Annotated in this window: 16 protein-coding genes; 12 read left to right on the top strand and 4 right to left on the bottom strand. The window is 66.0% G+C overall.

What is annotated here, in order from left to right; all coding sequences use genetic code 11:
• The first annotated feature begins 75 nt into the window (after positions 1 to 75).
• The 8 genes from AAFN46_RS19185 to AAFN46_RS19150 all read left to right on the top strand — a co-directional run bounded on the left by AAFN46_RS19185 (position 76) and on the right by AAFN46_RS19150 (position 6,658).
• Entirely contained in the window at positions 76 to 420 is a 345-nt protein-coding gene (locus AAFN46_RS19185) for a YciI family protein (protein WP_347810298.1), read from the top strand.
• Between the two features lie 55 nt (positions 421 to 475).
• Positions 476 to 1,249, top strand: coding sequence for a DUF899 domain-containing protein (locus AAFN46_RS19180; protein ID WP_347810297.1), 774 nt, complete (start codon positions 476 to 478; stop codon positions 1,247 to 1,249).
• Between the two features lie 17 nt (positions 1,250 to 1,266).
• A complete protein-coding gene (locus AAFN46_RS19175; protein WP_347810296.1) occupies positions 1,267 to 1,695 on the top strand; it encodes a nuclear transport factor 2 family protein in 429 nt (142 codons plus the stop codon).
• 178 nt (positions 1,696 to 1,873) lie between these two features.
• The gene (locus tag AAFN46_RS19170) at positions 1,874 to 2,404 is read left to right on the top strand and encodes an SRPBCC family protein (RefSeq protein WP_347810295.1); all 531 of its coding nucleotides are present in this window, start codon (positions 1,874 to 1,876) and stop codon (positions 2,402 to 2,404) included.
• A gap of 67 nt (positions 2,405 to 2,471) precedes the next feature.
• Positions 2,472 to 3,398 carry an ABC transporter ATP-binding protein gene (locus AAFN46_RS19165; protein WP_347810294.1) on the top strand — a complete coding sequence of 309 codons (927 nt, stop codon included), beginning with the start codon at positions 2,472 to 2,474 and terminating at the stop codon, positions 3,396 to 3,398.
• Positions 3,395 to 4,156 (top strand): ABC transporter permease, encoded by a 762-nt coding sequence (locus tag AAFN46_RS19160; protein WP_347810293.1) that lies wholly within the window; start codon positions 3,395 to 3,397, stop codon positions 4,154 to 4,156. Before AAFN46_RS19165 ends, AAFN46_RS19160 begins: the two co-directional genes overlap by 4 nt.
• A 34-nt stretch (positions 4,157 to 4,190) precedes the next feature.
• Positions 4,191 to 4,589, top strand: coding sequence for a GFA family protein (locus AAFN46_RS19155; protein ID WP_347810292.1), 399 nt, complete (start codon positions 4,191 to 4,193; stop codon positions 4,587 to 4,589).
• Between the two features lie 101 nt (positions 4,590 to 4,690).
• The gene (locus AAFN46_RS19150; protein ID WP_347810291.1) at positions 4,691 to 6,658 is read left to right on the top strand and encodes a methyl-accepting chemotaxis protein; all 1,968 of its coding nucleotides are present in this window, start codon (positions 4,691 to 4,693) and stop codon (positions 6,656 to 6,658) included.
• A gap of 52 nt (positions 6,659 to 6,710) precedes the next feature.
• Here the strand turns inward: AAFN46_RS19150 and AAFN46_RS19145 are convergent, their stop codons facing one another.
• Positions 6,711 to 8,087 carry an L-serine ammonia-lyase gene (locus tag AAFN46_RS19145; RefSeq protein ID WP_347810290.1) on the bottom strand — a complete coding sequence of 459 codons (1,377 nt, stop codon included), beginning with the start codon at positions 8,085 to 8,087 and terminating at the stop codon, positions 6,711 to 6,713.
• Between the two features lie 273 nt (positions 8,088 to 8,360).
• On the opposite strand from AAFN46_RS19145, the gene AAFN46_RS19140 reads away from it, so the two are divergent.
• The 4 genes from AAFN46_RS19140 to AAFN46_RS19125 all read left to right on the top strand — a co-directional run bounded on the left by AAFN46_RS19140 (position 8,361) and on the right by AAFN46_RS19125 (position 12,972).
• On the top strand, positions 8,361 to 9,194 hold the full coding sequence (locus AAFN46_RS19140) for an AraC family transcriptional regulator (protein ID WP_347810289.1): 834 nt from the start codon (positions 8,361 to 8,363) through the stop codon (positions 9,192 to 9,194).
• 41 nt (positions 9,195 to 9,235) lie between these two features.
• Complete coding sequence (locus tag AAFN46_RS19135) at positions 9,236 to 9,985, top strand: hypothetical protein (RefSeq protein WP_347810288.1); 750 nt, start codon at positions 9,236 to 9,238, stop codon at positions 9,983 to 9,985.
• A 63-nt stretch (positions 9,986 to 10,048) separates the two neighbouring features.
• Positions 10,049 to 10,570: a methylated-DNA--[protein]-cysteine S-methyltransferase gene (locus AAFN46_RS19130; RefSeq protein ID WP_347810287.1), complete on the top strand. Its 522-nt coding sequence runs from the start codon at positions 10,049 to 10,051 to the stop codon at positions 10,568 to 10,570.
• A 41-nt stretch (positions 10,571 to 10,611) separates the two neighbouring features.
• Positions 10,612 to 12,972: a DNA polymerase II gene (locus AAFN46_RS19125; RefSeq protein ID WP_347810286.1), complete on the top strand. Its 2,361-nt coding sequence runs from the start codon at positions 10,612 to 10,614 to the stop codon at positions 12,970 to 12,972.
• 93 nt (positions 12,973 to 13,065) lie between these two features.
• Here AAFN46_RS19125 and AAFN46_RS19120 read toward each other — a convergent pair whose 3' ends face one another.
• From AAFN46_RS19120 to AAFN46_RS19110, 3 genes are all read right to left on the bottom strand, one after another.
• Complete coding sequence (locus tag AAFN46_RS19120) at positions 13,066 to 14,397, bottom strand: mechanosensitive ion channel domain-containing protein (protein ID WP_347810285.1); 1,332 nt, start codon at positions 14,395 to 14,397, stop codon at positions 13,066 to 13,068.
• Positions 14,398 to 14,992: 595 nt separating this feature from the next.
• Positions 14,993 to 15,208 (bottom strand): hypothetical protein, encoded by a 216-nt coding sequence (locus AAFN46_RS19115; RefSeq protein ID WP_347810284.1) that lies wholly within the window; start codon positions 15,206 to 15,208, stop codon positions 14,993 to 14,995.
• The gene (locus AAFN46_RS19110) at positions 15,205 to 15,447 is read right to left on the bottom strand and encodes a hypothetical protein (protein WP_347810283.1); all 243 of its coding nucleotides are present in this window, start codon (positions 15,445 to 15,447) and stop codon (positions 15,205 to 15,207) included. The genes AAFN46_RS19115 and AAFN46_RS19110 overlap by 4 nt, the downstream gene beginning before the upstream one ends.
• Positions 15,448 to 15,721 lie beyond the last annotated feature (274 nt).

Raw genomic sequence — 15,721 nt, 5'->3', positions numbered from 1 at the left:
GGCGCTGTCGATTCGCCGATGCGCCGCTCGACCACTGGGTAAGGCAGCCCGTCATGCTGCCAGGGAGAACCACCGATGAAATACCTGTGCCTGATCTACAGCGACGAGAAAGTCCTCCACGACTCGCCGGACAGCCCGCGCGATGCCGAGTGCCTGGACTATGCCCAGACCATCCAGCAGAGCGGCCGCATGCTCGCCGCCGAGCCGCTGGAGCCGGTGGCCAGCGCCACCACGGTGCGCGTGCGCGGCGGCAAGCTGAGCGTCACCGACGGTCCCTTCGCCGAGACCAAGGAGCAGCTGGCCGGCTTCTACCTGATCGAGGCGCGCGACCTCAACGAGGCCCTGCAGATCGCCGGCGGCATTCCCGCCGCGCGGGTCGGCAGCGTCGAGGTGCGGCCGGTGCGCCAGTTGCAGGTTTGAGCTTTTCACCCCTCTCCCGTCGGGAGAGGGGGTTAGCCACCAGGGAGGAACAGCGATGAAGCCCGAGTATCCGAAAATCGCCAGCCGCGAGGAGTGGCTGGCCGCCCGCCTGCAACTGCTGGAGCAGGAGAAGGCCCTGACCCGTCAGCGCGATGCACTCAACGCCCAGCGCCGGCGACTGCCGATGGTGGAGATCACGACGGACTACCGCTTCACCGGGCCCGAGGGCGAGGTCGGCCTGGCCGAGCTGTTCGCCGGGCGCCGCCAGCTGATCGTCTACCACTTCATGTACCACCGCGACAGAGGCGAGGGCTGCCCGGGCTGCTCCTTCCTCACCGACAACATCGGCCACCTGGCCCATCTGCACGCCCGCGACACCAGCCTGGTGCAGGTCTCCAACGCGCCGCTGGCCGAGCTGCTGGCGTTCAGGCGGCGCATGGGCTGGAACCTGCCCTGGTACTCCTCGTTCGGCAGCCGCTTCAACTACGACTTCCACGTGACCCTCGACGAGAGCCAGGCCCCGGTGGAGTACAACTACCGCGACAAGACCGAGCTAGAGCGCCTGGGGCAGCTGGACATGGTCAAGGGCGAGCTGCCCGGTGCCAGCGTATTTCTGCGCGACGGAGACCGAGTCTTTCACACCTACTCCACCTACGCCCGCGGCCTGGACATGCTGATGAACGGCTTCCACTACCTCGACCTCACGCCTTTCGGCCGTGGCGAGGGCTGGGACGGCATGCCCGACCTGGAGGGCAAGGGCATGAACTGGACCCGCCTGCACGACCAGTACGACAGCACGCCGGCGGCCCAACACGACTGCTGCGCCTGAGCGCGAGGAGCGAAACCATGAGCACTGTACAGAGTGAACTGAAAGCCCTGGTCGACAGCTGGGAGGCGGCCAACCGCGACCGCGATGTCGAGGCCATTCTCGGCCACTACGCCGACGACCTGCTGGCCTTCGATGCCATCCTGCAGCTGCAATTCAAGGGCCGCGAGGTCTACAAGGCGCACTGGCAGGCCTGCCTGGAGATGTGTTCGGGGCCCATGAGCTTCGAGGTGCACCAGCTGCAGCAGTGGGGCGAGGGCGATGTCGGCTTCGGCCACTTCCTCTGCCACTGCGCCGGCACCGACGCCGAGGGCAACGCCCAGAGCTGCTGGATGCGGGTGACCCAGGGCTACCGCCGCATCGGTGGCCAGTGGCGCATCGTCCACGACCACTTCTCGGCGCCCTTCGACCCACAGAGCGGTCAGGCGCTGTTCGAACTGCAACCCTGAGTCAGGCTACCGGGTCACTGGAGTTGCTTGTCTCCCCTCTCCCACTGGTGGGAGAGGGGCGGGGGAGAGGGAGTTGACCGAGCACCCTCTCTCCAGCCCTCCCCCGTAAACGGGAGAGTGGCCATGTGCTGAGGCTGAGAAAACCGAGGAAACAACCACAATGCAAGGGAAGAAGAGCATGAGCATTCTGATAGTCGTCACGCTGCTGATCGCCGCTCTGGCGGCGTTCATAGCCACCCGCCCGGACCAGTTCCGCGTCGAGCGCGCGGCGCTGATCCAGGCGCCCGCCGCCGAGGTCTTCGCACGGGTCAACGATTTCCACCAGTGGCCGCACTGGTCGCCCTGGGCCAGGCGCGACCCGGCCATGCGCGTGGACTACGAGGGCGCCGAGCAGGGCGTCGGCGCCACCCAGCGCTGGGCCGGCAACAAGGAGGTGGGCAAGGGCAGCGCGACCATAGTCGAGAGCCAGGCCGGCGAGCGGCTGCGCATCCAGCTGGAGTTCGTCGAGCCCTTCCGCGCCAGCAACCTGGCCGAATTCCAGTTCCACCCGGAGGCCGGCGGCACCCGCGTGGTGTGGAGCATGGAGGGGCGCAACGGCTTCATCGGCAAGGCGATGGGCCTGATCTTCAACATGGACAAGATGGTCGGTGGCGACTTCGAGCAGGGCCTGGCCAGCCTCAAGGCCCTGGTCGAGGGGCAGAAAAGCTGAGGCCTGTGTCAGCTTCGAAGGCTCCTGCTCTACAATCGACGCTTTTCCGTCAGAGCAAGGAGCCGCCGTGGAACCGGTGATCGCGGTCGAGAACCTGAACAAGACCTACAAGTCCGGGCATCCGGCGCTGAAGAACATCAGCCTGGAGATCCGCCAGGGCGAGATTTTCGCCCTGCTGGGGCCCAACGGCGCCGGCAAGACCACCCTGATCAGCATCATCTGCGGCATCGTCAACCCGGGCGAGGGGCGGGTACGGGTCGCCGGTTTCGATATCAAGGCCGACTACCGCGCCGCGCGCTCGGCCATCGGCCTGGTGCCGCAGGAGCTGGTCAACGACGTGTTCGAAACGGTCTGGGCCACGGTGAAATTCAGTCGCGGCCTGTTCGGCAAGAAGCCCGACCCGCTCTACCTGGAGCAGCTGCTCAAGGACCTGTCGCTGTGGGACAAGCGCGACGCCAAGATCTTCGAACTGTCCGGCGGCATGAAGCGTCGGGTGATGATCGCCAAGGCATTGAGCCATGAGCCGTCGATCCTGTTCCTCGACGAGCCCACCGCCGGGGTCGACGTCGAGCTGCGCCGCGACATGTGGGCCATGGTGCGGCGCCTGCGCGAGCGCGGCGTGACCATCATCCTCACCACCCACTACATCGAGGAGGCCGAGGAGATGGCCGACCGCATCGGGGTGATCCGCAAGGGCGAGATCATCCTGGTGGAAGACAAGCGGGTGCTGATGCACAAGCTCGGCAAGAAACAGTTGAGCCTGCAGCTCAAGCATCCGCTGGCCTGCGTGCCGGCCGAGCTGGACAGCTATGGCCTGGAGCTGGTGGACCAGGGCCACGCCCTGCTGTTCACCTTCGACGCCCAGCGCGAGCACACCGGCATCGCCGAGCTGCTGCGCGACCTCGCCCAGCACGGCATCGACTTCAAGGACCTGCAGTCCAGCGAGAGCTCGCTGGAGGATATCTTCGTCAGCCTGGTCAAGGAGCGCGCATGAACCTGCAAGCCGTCAAGGCCATCTACCTGTTCGAGCTGGCCCGCACCTGGCGCACCCTGCTGCAGAGCATCGCCACCCCGGTGATCAGCACCTCGCTGTACTTCGTGGTGTTCGGCTCGGCCATCGGCTCGAGCATGACCGAGGTGCACGGGGTCAGCTACGGCGCCTTCATCGTGCCGGGGCTGATCATGCTGGCGCTGCTCACCGAGAGCATCGGCAACGCCTCGTTCGGCATCTACATGCCGAAGTACTCGGGCACCATCTACGAGATTCTCTCGGCGCCGGTGTCCTATTTCGAGATCCTGCTCGGCTACGTCGGCGCGGCGGCCACCAAGTCGGTGATCCTCGGCCTGATCATCTTCGCCACCTCGCACCTGTTCGTCGATCTCGAACTGGCCCACCCGTTCTGGGCCCTGCTCCTGCTGGTGCTGACCGCCATCACCTTCTGCCTGTTCGGCTTCATCATCGGCGTGTGGGCCGACGGCTGGGAGAAACTGCAGATAGTCCCGGCGCTGGTCGTCACGCCGCTGGCCTTCCTCGGCGGCAGCTTCTACTCCATCAGCATGCTGCCGGAGCTGTGGCAGAAGCTGACCCTGTTCAACCCGGTGGTCTATCTGATCAGCGCCTTCCGCTGGGCCTTCTTCGGCGTCGCCGACGTCGGCCTCGGCCTGAGCCTGGGCATGATCCTCGGCTTCCTGTTGGCCTGCGTGCTGACGGTGGGCTGGATCTTCAAGACGGGTTACCGCCTGCGTCACTGAGCGCAGGCCTTCCGGCGGCAAGAGGAGGGGCGACATGGAAAGTTTCAGCGGCGGCTGTCTGTGCGGCGCGGTGCGCATCCTGGCCACGGGGCGGCCCTACCGGGTCGGCATCTGCCACTGCCTCGACTGCCGCAAGCATCACGGCGCGCTGTTCAACGCCTGTGCGGTGTTCCCCCAGGCGGCGGTGCGCATCGAAGGCGAGGTGGGAGACTACTGCGGACGCTGCTTCTGCCCGCGCTGCGGTTCATCCGTGTTCGCCCGCACGGCGGACGAGATCGAGGTGCATCTGGGCGCCCTGGATGCCCCCGACCAGCTGCGCCCGACCTACGAGCTGTGGACCCTGCGCCGCGAGTCCTGGCTGCCGCCCTTCCCGCTGGCCAGGCGCTACGAGCGCGATCGCGACGCCGGGGGGAGTCGGGAGGAGCCGGCGTAAGGCGCGCCGTCCGCGGCTCCGGCAGGGGGGGGCGCTGGCAAAAAGGGGGTGATTACCTAGTATGAAATCAGCCGTTCCCTGAGCCAGAGACCATTCCTGCCATGAACATAAAGAGCAAGCTGTTGGCGAGCTTTCTGGTTGCCACCCTGGTGCCGGTGCTGATCGTGGCACTGTTGACCATCCGCAACGTCACCCAGCAGGCCGAGACGCACTTCCGCGAGTCCAGCAGCCTGGACGTGCGGCTGGTGGAAAACACCTTCGTCACCTTCTTCGACTCGGTGGGCCATACCGTTTCCGCCATGGCCGAATACCCCGCGGTCATGGACACCGCCGCCGGCGAGCTGAGCACTTACTTCGGCGAGGCGCGCAAGCCCGGCCAGGTCGCCACCGCCAACGGCGGTCGCGAGAAGCAGATCTTCGATTACTTCTCCAGCATCGGCAGCAACAACCCGACCCTGGGCTACGTCTACATGAGCGATGTGCATGGCGGCTATGTGGAGTGGCCGGGCACCGGCGACTATGGCGAATGGGACCCGCGCAAGCGCGCCTGGTTCACCATCGGCAAGGATGCCAACTTCCAGCTGGCGCGGCGCGACGGCTACTACTGGGAGCCGGACGACGCGGTCTATGTCTCGGTGGTCAAGGGCTTCAAGGACCTGTCCGGCAGCTTCGCCGGGGTGGTGGCGGTGGACGTGTCGCTCAAGGCCCTCACCGACATGACCCAGAAGATCCGCTTCGGCGAGACCGGCTTCTTCATGCTGGTGGAGAGCAGCGGCACCCTGCTGGTCGACGGCCACAAGCCGGAGAACAACTTCAAGAAGCTCGGCGAGCTGAAGCAAGACTACTTCCGGACCATCGAGCAGACCGACAACGGCCTGATCGAGGTGAACATCGACGGGGTCGACTACATGGCCAACGTCTACACCTCGGCGGGGCTGGGCTGGAAGTTCGTCGGCTTCATGCAGGCCGACGAGATCTTCGCCAGCGCCCATGAGCTGACCTGGCTGACCCTGGGCGTATCGGCGGTGCTGGTGGTGCTGTTCGGCCTCGCCGGGGTGGTCATCGCCAACCGCATCGTCACCCCGATCAACCTGGTCAAGGAGGGCCTGCGCACCATCGCCCAGGGCGAGGGCGACCTGACCCGCCGCCTGAACCTGCTGAGCCAGGACGAAACCGGCGAGCTGGCCAACTGGTTCAACCAGTTCATCGAGTCGACCCAGGCGATGATCAAGGTGATCAAGGACAACGCCATCAGCATGAGCGGGGTGTCCGACCAGACCAACGAGAGGGTCACGGCCATGGCCGCCAGCCTGCAGCGTCAGTCGAGCGCGGTGGAGCAGATCGTCACGGCGGTGACCGAGATGTCCTCCGCCGCCAACGAGGTGGCGCAGACCTGCGTGCGGACGGCCGACGCCTCCAAGCAGGGGCTGGAGGCGACCAGCAAGGGCAAGGAGGTGATCGCCCGCAGCACGGAAGGGGTCAACAAGCTGGGGAGCAGCATTCTGGAATCCAGCAAGGTGATTCAGGAACTGGAGCGCGAGACGGTGAGCATCAACAACATCCTCTCGACCATTCAGCAGATCGCCGAGCAGACCAACCTGCTGGCGCTCAACGCCGCCATCGAGGCCGCGCGCGCCGGCGAGCAGGGGCGCGGCTTCGCCGTGGTGGCGGACGAGGTGCGCAACCTGGCCAAACGCACCCAGGACTCCACCGGGGAGATCAACAACATCCTCAATCTGCTGGTCAACCGCATCACCGAAGTCACGGCGACCATGGAGCACAGCCTCGCCGAGTCCGGCAAGGCGATCGAGCTGTCCGGCGAGGTGATGGGCGCCTTCGAGAATATCGAGGGCGCGGTGCAGATGATCCGCGACATGACCATGCAGATCGCCACCGCGACCGAGGAACAGCACCTGGTGACCGAGGACATCAACCAGAACATAGTCGCCATCAACGACGCGGTCAGTCAGGTCTCGGGCCAGGCCATGGAAGTGGAACAGTACTCCCACGAGCAGAGCGAGCTGAGCCACGCGCTGAAGCAGCTGGTGGTGCGCTTTCGCACCGAGTGAGGCTGTTCGTCGTTCGGCGCAGGGTCTCGCGCGCGCGAGCCTGAGAAGCGGTTCAGCACTCGATGATGTTCACCGCCAGGCCACCCCTGGCGGTCTCCTTGTACTTGCTCTTCATGTCCGCACCTGTCTCGCGCATGGTGCGGATCACCCGGTCCAGCGAGATGAAGTGCTGGCCGTCGCCGCGCAGGGCCATGCGCGCGGCGTTGATCGCTTTCACCGAACCCATCGCGTTGCGCTCGATGCAGGGCACCTGGACCAGGCCGCCGACCGGGTCGCAGGTCAGGCCGAGGTTGTGCTCCATGCCGATCTCGGCGGCGTTCTCCACCTGCTGCACGCTGCCGCCGAGCACCTCGCACAGGGCGCCGGCGGCCATCGAACAGGCCACCCCGACTTCGCCCTGGCAGCCGACTTCGGCGCCGGAGATCGAGGCGTTCTCCTTGTACAGGATGCCGATGGCGGCGGCGGTGAGCAGGAAGCGCACCACGCCGTCGTCGTTGGCACCGGGCACGAAGCGCCGGTAGTAGTGCAGCACCGCCGGCACTATGCCGGCGGCGCCGTTGGTCGGCGCGGTCACCACACGGCCGCCGGTGGCGTTCTCCTCGTTGACCGCCAGGGCGTAGAGGTTGACCCAGTCCATCACCGTCAGCGGGTCGCGCAGGCTGGCTTCCGGGTTCTGGCTGAGCTGGCGGTGCAGGGCGGCGGCGCGGCGCTTGACCTTGAGCCCGCCGGGCATGATGCCCTCGTTGCGGCAGCCGGCATTCACACAGTCCTGCATCACCTGCCAGATGGCCAGCAGACCGGCGCGGGTCTCGGCCTCGGGACGCCAGGCGGCCTCGTTGGCCAGCATCAGCTGGCTGATCGACAGGTCGTGCTCGGCGCACAGGGCCAGCAGCTGCTTGGCGGTCTTGAAGGGGTAGGCCAGGGGCGTCTGGTCCTCGACGATGCGGTCGGCGCCGGCGGCGCTGTCGTCGACCACGAAGCCGCCGCCCACCGAGTAGTACTCGCGCGCACGGATCTGCAGGCCGGCGGCGTCGAAGGCGCGGAAGATCATGCCGTTGGGGTGGTAATCCAAGGGCTTGCGGATCATCGCCAGATGTTCCTTCTCGACGAAGCGGATCGGCTTGTCGCCGCCCAGCCTGAGCTCGCCGCTGGCGCGCATGGCGGCCAGGCGGCCGTCGATGCTGGCGGTGTCGACCAGGTCGGGCTGCTCGCCCTCCAGGCCGAGGAGCACCGCCTTGTCGCTGCCGTGGCCCTTGCCGGTGGCGCCGAGCGAGCCGTACAGCTCGACCCGCACGCTGGCGGTGGCGTCGAACAGGCCCTCGCGGCGCAAGCCCTCGACGAAGCGCGCGGCGGCGCGCATCGGCCCGACCGTGTGCGAACTGGAGGGGCCGATACCTATCTTGAACAGGTCGAAAACGCTGAGGGCCATGAAGCAATCCTGTGACTGTTTGGTCACAGCTTACACCCGATGCCGGCGGCGGGAGCGTCGCGGAAGCGACCTGCGCTTGCCTCAGCTCGTCTGCGCCCGCGCCATGAGCCTGCCCGGGCTGAGCGGGCTCCCCGGTTGGTCGCCGCGAGAGCGAAGCCCGGCGCGGCCGGTGGCGTTGGCGGCTTGCGGGGTAGCGCTTGGCCGTCGTGCAAGAACGATCAAGCGGCGGGCATACTGGCTGCCGATACTCCAGGGGCAACGTGAGGAGCGACCATGGACCCCGTCGGCAAGGCCCTCTGGCTGATCGAGAGCGATCTCGACGGCCGTCTCGATCTGCAAACCATCGCCGATGCCTGCGGCGTGTCGCGTTTCGGTCTGGCGCGGGCCTTCGTGCTCGCCACCGGCTGGCCGGTGATGCGCTATGCCCGGGCGCGGCGCCTGAGCCGTGCGGCCCTGAGCCTCGCGGCAGGCGCGCAGGACATCCTCGGCCTGGCCCTGGAGGCGGGCTATGGCTCCCACGAGGCATTCACCCGCGCGTTCCGCGAGCAGTTCGGCATCACGCCCGAGGCCCTGCGGGCGCGCGGCCACCTGGATGGCATCGAACTGAGGGAGGCCTTGCGCATGCAACCGACCAGCACTTTGCAACTGCCCGAACCGCGCTTCGAGGAGGGCGAGGAGTTCCTCGTCGCCGGGCTCGGCGAGCGTTTCACCTTCGACAAGTCCCAGGGCATCACGGCCCTCTGGCAGCGCTTCGTACCCTATCTCGGGCGCATACCCGGGCAGCAGGGCTGGGAGACCTTCGGCCTGTGTCACAGCCCGGACGAGGAGGGCGGCTTCGAGTACATCGCTGGGGTGCGGGTGAACCGGGTAGACGAGCTGCCGCCCGGCTTCACCCACCAGCGCCTGGCGGCGCGGCGCTACGTGGTGTTCGAACACCGCGGGCATATCTCCAGCATCCACGAGACCTTCGCCGCGATCTTCCAGCGCTGGCTGCCGAGCTCCGGCCTGCAGGCGGCGGACGCGCCGGAGTTCGAGCGCTACAGCGCCGACTTCAACCCCATGACCGGCGCCGGCCGGGTCGAGGTCTGGGTGCCGCTACAGGGCTGATCGGCCTACACTGCGGGTATCGTTTCCCGCAGTATCCTCCGATGCCCGTCGCCTTCCTGCGCCTGCTGCTTGCCGCCCTGTTCGCCGCATCCGTTCCGCCCTTGGCCGCGGAGCCTGAGCGCGAGTACCGCGTGGGCGTGGAGGACGTCGACTACTACCCGATCTACTCCGCCGCGCCGCCGGACTGGCGATATCGCGGTTACGCCCGCGAGCTGCTCGACCTGTTCGCCGCCCAGGAGGAGCTGCGCCTCACCTATGTGGTGCTGCCGGTGCGGCGCCTGGCCCAGGTCTACTGGAACGGCGGCGTCGATCTGGTGTTCCCCGACAACCCGCGCTGGGCGGCCGCGAGCAAGCCGGCCGGCATCCTCTACTCCAAGCCGCTGCTGCGCTTCCAGGACGCCATGCTGGTGCTGCCCGAGCGTCTCGGCCAGCCGCGCGAGAGCTTCCGCCGGCTGGGCTTCATCCGCGGCTTCACGCCCTGGAAGTTTCAGGACGACATCGCCGCCGGACGGGTCAGCATCCACGAGGCGCCCAATCCCGAGGGGCTGATCCACATGGCGCTGGCCGGGCGGGTCGACGCCGCCAATATGGCCCGACAGGTGGCTTTCTATCATCTCCGACAGCAAGGTCGACCCGGCGCCCTGGTGGAGGAGCCGAACCTGCTGTCGATCGGCGACAGTTACTACCACCTGTCCAGCATCCGCCATCCCGAGCTGGTGCGGCGCCTCGATGCCTTCCTGGTGCGCGAGGCGAAAGCGGTGCAGGCGCTGCAGGACAAGTACGGATTCTGACTTGATCCGCCCGTGCCCTGGCGCGATAGTCGGCCCGGCCAGACGCACTCCGGGAGCGCAGCCATGCCTGAACCGACGCCGCCGCGCGGCGACCTGATCGACACGCCGTTGGGCCCCATGCTCGCCCTGCTGGACGAGCGCGGCGCCTTGCAGCGCCTGGAGTTCCTCGACGACGAGGTGCACGAGCCGCTGCTCTGGCGTGGCTGCGAGCTGCGCCGCGATGCCGCCGCCGTGGCGCCCGTGGCCCGCCAGCTGGAGCAGTACTTCGCCGGCCGACGACGGGTCTTCGAGCTGGCGCTGGCGCCGCTGGGCAACGCCTTCCTGCAGGAGGCCTGGCTGCACCTGCGCCAGGTGCCCTACGGCACCACCCTGAGCTACGGCCAACTGGCCCTGCGACTGGCACGCAAGACCTCGGCGCGCGCCGTGGGCCGCGCCAATGCGGTCAACCCCATCGCCATCATAGTGCCCTGCCACCGCATCATCGGCGCCGACGGCAGCCTCACCGGCTACGCCGGTGGCCTGCGGCGCAAGCAGGCGCTGCTGGAGCTGGAGGGCGTGCTGCCCGGGCAGCAGGCGCTGTTCTAGAGCGGTAGAATCCCTGCCACGTCCCTTATCGAGAGCATCCCGTGGAGCTACAGCCGGGCTTCGTCCTGACCCGCCATTGGCGCGACACCCCCGCCGGTAGCGAGGTCGAGTTCTGGCTGGCCACGGACGCCGGACCGCGACTGCTGCGCCTGGCGGCTCAGCCGTCGGTGGCCTTCATTCCAGCGGCGCAGCGCACGCAGGCCGAGACGCTGCTGCGCGGCGAGCAAGGCGTGGAGCTGCGCCCGCTGGGCCTGCGCGATTTCCATCAGCGCCCCGTGCTGGGCCTGTACTGCGCCTCCCAGCGCCAGCTGCTCAAGCTCGAGAAACGCCTGCGCCAGGCTGGGGTGGACGTCTACGAGGCCGACATCCGCCCGCCGGAGCGTTACCTGATGGAGCGCTTCATCACCGCCCCGGTGCTGTTCGACGGCACCCCGGATGCCCAGGGAGTGCTGCACGACGGCCGCCTCAAACCGGACCAGCACTATCGCCCGCAACTGCGCCTGGTCTCGCTGGATATCGAGACCAGCGAGCGCGGCGATCTGTACTCCATCGCCCTGGAAGGCTGCGACCGGCGCCAGGTGTATATGCTTGGCGAGTGTCCACAAGTAGCCCCCGAAGTCGACTTCGAGTTGGCCTACTGCTCCAGCCGCGCCGAGTTGCTGGAGCGGCTCAACGCCTGGCTGGCCGAGTTCGATCCGGACGCCATCATCGGCTGGAACCTGGTGCAGTTCGACCTGCGCGTGCTGCAGCGCCACGCCGAGGAACTCAAGGTACCGCTGCGCCTCGGCCGTGGCGGCGCCGAGATGCACTGGCGCGAGCACCGCAGCCACAACCACTACTTCGCCGAGGCCGCCGGGCGGCTGATCATCGACGGCATCGAGGCGCTGCGCTCGGCCACCTGGAACTTCCCCTCGTTCAGCCTGGAGAGCGTGGCGCAGAGCCTGCTCGGCGAGGGCAAGGCGATCGACACGCCCTATGAGCGCATGGACGAGATCAACCGCATGTTCGCCGAGGACAAGCCGGCCCTGGCCCGCTACAACCTCAAGGACTGCGAGCTGGTCACGCGCATCTTCGCCCACACCCGACTGATCGACTTCCTCCTCGAGCGCGCCGCCGTCACCGGCCTGCCGGCCGACCGCAGCGGCGGCTCGGTGGCCGCCTTCACCCACCTGTACCTGCCGGCCATGCACCGCCTCGGCTTCGTCGCCCCCAACCTGGGCGACGTGCAGGGCGAGAACAGTCCCGGCGGCTTCGTCATGGATTCGCGTCCGGGCCTCTACGAGTCGGTGCTGGTGCTGGACTACAAGAGCCTGTATCCCTCGATCATCCGCAGCTTCCTGATCGACCCGGTGGGCCTGATCGAGGGCCTGCGCCAGCCGGACGACGAGCACTCGGTAGCGGGTTTCCGTGGCGCGCGCTTCTCGCGCACGGCGCACGTCCTGCCGGCCATGGTCGAGCGCGTGTGGCAGGGCCGCGACGCGGCCAAGCGCGCCGGCAACGCGGCGCTGTCGCAGGCGCTGAAGATCATCATGAACTCCTTCTACGGCGTGCTCGGTTCCAGCGGCTGCCGCTTCTTCGATCCGCGCCTGGCCTCGTCCATCACCCTGCGCGGGCACGCCATCATGCGCCGCACCCGCGAGCTGATCGAAGCCGAGGGCTACCAGGTCATCTACGGCGACACCGACTCCACTTTCGTCTGGCTCGGCCACGAGCACGACGACGAGGCGGCCGCGCGCATCGGCCGGGCGCTGGTGCAGCGGGTCAACCAGTGGTGGTGCGAACACCTGCGCACGGAGCTGGGCCTGGACAGCGCCCTGGAGCTGCAGTTCGAGACCCACTACCGGCGCTTCCTCATGCCCACCGTGCGCGGCGCGGAAGAGGGCAGCAAGAAGCGCTACGCCGGTCTGGTGCATCGTCCGAACGGCGAGGAAGAGATGGTGTTCAAGGGTCTGGAAACGGTGCGCACCGACTGGTCGCCGCTGGCCCAGCGCTTCCAGCAGGAGCTGTATCGGTTGATCTTCGAGCGCCAGCCGCATCGCGACTATGTGCGCGACTACGTGCGCCGTACCCTGGCCGGCGAGCTGGACGAGCTGCTGGTCTACCGCAAGCGCCTGAAACGCCAGCTCGGCGACTACCAGCGCAACGTGCCGCCGCATGTGCGCGCCGCGCGCCTGGCCGACGAGTACAACGACCGCCTGGGCCGCCCACGGCAGTATCAGCGCGGCGGCTGGATCGCCTACCTGATCACTGTAGCCGGCCCCGAGCCGCTGGAAATCCGCCGCTCGGCCATCGACTACGAGCACTACGTACAGCGCCAGCTCAGGCCGGTGGCGGACGCCATCCTGCCCTTCGTAGAGGACGACTTCACGGCCCTGATCGATCGGCAGATGGGGTTGTTCTAGGCAGCCCGCCACATCTGGAGACCCTCCCGCTTGGGCGAGGGCTACCGTTACTTTGCGGCCCGTGGGCCAGGGTGCAGAAGTACTCGGCCAGGCTTACGGCTTGTCCGGCGCCTTTCTGGCGGATGCCTTCTTATCCAGGATGCGCACTTCTCGCTGCGGGAAGGGAATTTCGAAGCCGTGCTCTTGCAGCGCCTCCAGAATCATCAGCAGCAGGTCGCCGCCGACGCGATTGCGGCCGTCGTCGACCCCCTCCATCCAGAACTCGACGAACATGTTGATGCCCGAGTCGCCGAAGCTGTCGATCTCGCAGTCCGGGCGTTCCTCGATGGGCACGTCGTCGCCGCTGAACACCTGCGGGTGGCTGGCGACCACGTCCTTGATGATCCCGATCAGCTTGCGGATATCGGAGTCATAGGAGACCGAGAAGTCGACGCGATAGCGCTGGCTTTTGTCCTTGTGCGTCCAGTTGGTGAATATCTCGGCGATGAACTTCTCGTTCGGCACCACGATGTCTTTGCCGTCGTAGGTCTCCAGCGTGGTCGAGCGCATGTTCAGCTCGCGCACGATGCCCGTGCGACCATCTTCCAGTTCGACGTAATCGCCTATCGATACCGAGCGGTCCAGCAGGATGATGATGCCGGAGATGAAGTTGGACGCGATTGCCTGCAAGCCGAAGCCCAGGCCGACACCCAGCGCACCGCCAAATACCGCGAGCGTGGTCAGGTTGATCCCCATGATCTGCAGCAGCAGCAGGAAGATCAGGAAGAATATGCCGACCTCGAAAAGCTTCGCCGCCACTTCCCGAGTGCGTACGTCGAGGTTCTCCTGGTGGGAGATGAAGTCGCGCCCCGTCCTGCTGCTGATGCGCCCGAGCCAGAACAGGAAGGAGCCGAAAATGGCGACGCGCGCGATACCGTAGACCGAAATCTCGATGTTGCCGATGTTGACCGAGATGGATTCGAGAATCTCGATCAGCCCCGCCAGCAAGCCGACCATGTGCAGAAACAGCAGGGGAACACCCAGCCACTTGAGTGTCGTGGCCAGCAGCTTGTTGGCGACGAAGTTACGAATGATCGACAGAAAGATCAGGATCATCGAAACGATCAGCGCGGCCTGCACCAGCCAATCCTGGCTCAGCAGGTTCTCGCTGATCTCGGCCGATACCCGCAGCATCAGGATGGCGGTCACCGGGAAGATCAGGTCGCTCAGTTTCTTCGCGAATACACGAAACGAGCGGGAGGTGGTTTCTTCAGTGCCGCCGCCGAGAAACGGCGCGTGCTTCTGGATGCGGTTGGCGATCAGCCATGCGACGATGTAGATCGTCAGGACGATGCCGATCTGCGTATAGGTTTCCGTCTGGATCAGTATCTTTTCTACGACATCGGCGGACTGCTGGAACTGCTTTTCGAGCTTTTCAAACATCATTTATGGCAATCCCTATATCGCTCCCGAGAGGCGTGCTCGCTGTGCTTGCGAAGCTTGGCCAGCAGCAATGCCCGGTATAGGTAACCTTTATAGCCTCAGGTTTCCGGCCAAGGCCAGCCTAGAACCAGTGCTGCTTTAGCGGCAGCGCATCAGGATCGTCGGGACAGCATTGAGTAGAGCGACGCATCGACTGCCCCATGGCCAGGCCGCTCGAGCGAGCGCCGCATCTTTCGTTCGGCGTCGACCCGTGGGGAGCTCCAGGCGGAAGCAGAACGCTCCTTGGCGGTCCTAGGGCAGGTAGAGGCGGGATTCACGAGGGGGCACCTGCCGAAATGACGGGCTCAGACAGCGCAATGCCCCGAAGTGGAGGGTGTCCGAAATTTTGTGTAACCGGCTGATGATCGACACTGTCGCCCCCAGACCGGAGACACCATGAGCAAGACGCAATCCCCCTATTACCGACGAGCTGTCGGATCGCTGCAATGCCCGCTCTTGGCTCCCTCCAAACTCAATAGTTACACCGCGCCTGTTATTGGTTCTCTCGAAGTCGTAGCGGGCTTCCCGACAGCAAGTCACTCGCTCTCAGGGCTAGGCCTCAGGTTTCAGTTGCCTGATCTGGGCGTTTGAGCTGCTCGGATGCCTCTTTGGCTGACGCTAGTTTCTTGAGGTACTTCGTCATTCCGGTTTTGCCGCCGGGGACCTGCTCGATCTTGCCGCCATCGGCGAGAAATTTATCAACCTGCCCCATGAGCTTGGAGCGAGTGCTTTCCTTTGCATCATCCATTCTCTTGTCACCCTGGTAGCGGTTCATAGGCAGTGCCTAAAGGGCAGGACTGCCTCTGTGGGGAGGGCGTGAGGGTGGGCATCCAAGTACTGCTTGAGGGCTTTGATGATCACCGCGCAGTTGTCGAGGCTTTCCTGGGCATGCAGCAGCTGATTTTTTGCAGCCGGGGAACAGGCGTGCTCGGAAGCCTCATGAAGGCTGTCATTGGCCATGCTCAGGCAGTTGCCAGCGATATGGAGCGCGCTGTGGAACTGTTCGCCATTCATGTTGACTCTCCTAGCCCGAACAAAAGGAAGAAGGACTCCACCAGGGCTCGGAACAGATGAGTCTTCACCATCCCCCTCTATGAACCCCCAGCGCAATGACTTTCTGGAATAACTGACTTTTATTGGACGGTCGGTCTGTTTGCCGTGCGATTTAGGGAAGGTCTGAAGTAGAGCGGTTTTTCTGGCTGACTTCGGCCTTCGCCAATTTTGAAAGCGGCCAGTGGGTCAAAATCGACCAGATGGCTCGCTCATTTCGGTGTTTCTGGCCGCCGCA

This window comes from Pseudomonas sp. CAU 1711, assembly GCF_039888625.1.
Classification (GTDB): domain Bacteria; phylum Pseudomonadota; class Gammaproteobacteria; order Pseudomonadales; family Pseudomonadaceae; genus Aquipseudomonas.
The sequence above is the reverse complement of the archived record's forward strand: the minus strand, read 5'-3'. Positions and strand labels throughout refer to the sequence as shown.

Coding starts and splice junctions, on each gene's coding strand:
- AAFN46_RS19155 (WP_347810292.1), top strand. CDS start 4,191: ATGGAAAGTTTCAGCGGCGGCTGTCTGTGCGGCGCGGTGCGCATCCTG.
- AAFN46_RS19140 (WP_347810289.1), top strand. CDS start 8,361: ATGGACCCCGTCGGCAAGGCCCTCTGGCTGATCGAGAGCGATCTCGAC.
- AAFN46_RS19130 (WP_347810287.1), top strand. CDS start 10,049: ATGCCTGAACCGACGCCGCCGCGCGGCGACCTGATCGACACGCCGTTG.
- AAFN46_RS19185 (WP_347810298.1), top strand. CDS start 76: ATGAAATACCTGTGCCTGATCTACAGCGACGAGAAAGTCCTCCACGAC.
- AAFN46_RS19170 (WP_347810295.1), top strand. CDS start 1,874: ATGAGCATTCTGATAGTCGTCACGCTGCTGATCGCCGCTCTGGCGGCG.
- AAFN46_RS19150 (WP_347810291.1), top strand. CDS start 4,691: ATGAACATAAAGAGCAAGCTGTTGGCGAGCTTTCTGGTTGCCACCCTG.
- AAFN46_RS19135 (WP_347810288.1), top strand. CDS start 9,236: ATGCCCGTCGCCTTCCTGCGCCTGCTGCTTGCCGCCCTGTTCGCCGCA.
- AAFN46_RS19110 (WP_347810283.1), bottom strand. CDS start 15,447: ATGAATGGCGAACAGTTCCACAGCGCGCTCCATATCGCTGGCAACTGC.
- AAFN46_RS19115 (WP_347810284.1), bottom strand. CDS start 15,208: ATGAACCGCTACCAGGGTGACAAGAGAATGGATGATGCAAAGGAAAGC.
- AAFN46_RS19145 (WP_347810290.1), bottom strand. CDS start 8,087: ATGGCCCTCAGCGTTTTCGACCTGTTCAAGATAGGTATCGGCCCCTCC.
- AAFN46_RS19160 (WP_347810293.1), top strand. CDS start 3,395: ATGAACCTGCAAGCCGTCAAGGCCATCTACCTGTTCGAGCTGGCCCGC.
- AAFN46_RS19175 (WP_347810296.1), top strand. CDS start 1,267: ATGAGCACTGTACAGAGTGAACTGAAAGCCCTGGTCGACAGCTGGGAG.
- AAFN46_RS19120 (WP_347810285.1), bottom strand. CDS start 14,397: ATGATGTTTGAAAAGCTCGAAAAGCAGTTCCAGCAGTCCGCCGATGTC.
- AAFN46_RS19180 (WP_347810297.1), top strand. CDS start 476: ATGAAGCCCGAGTATCCGAAAATCGCCAGCCGCGAGGAGTGGCTGGCC.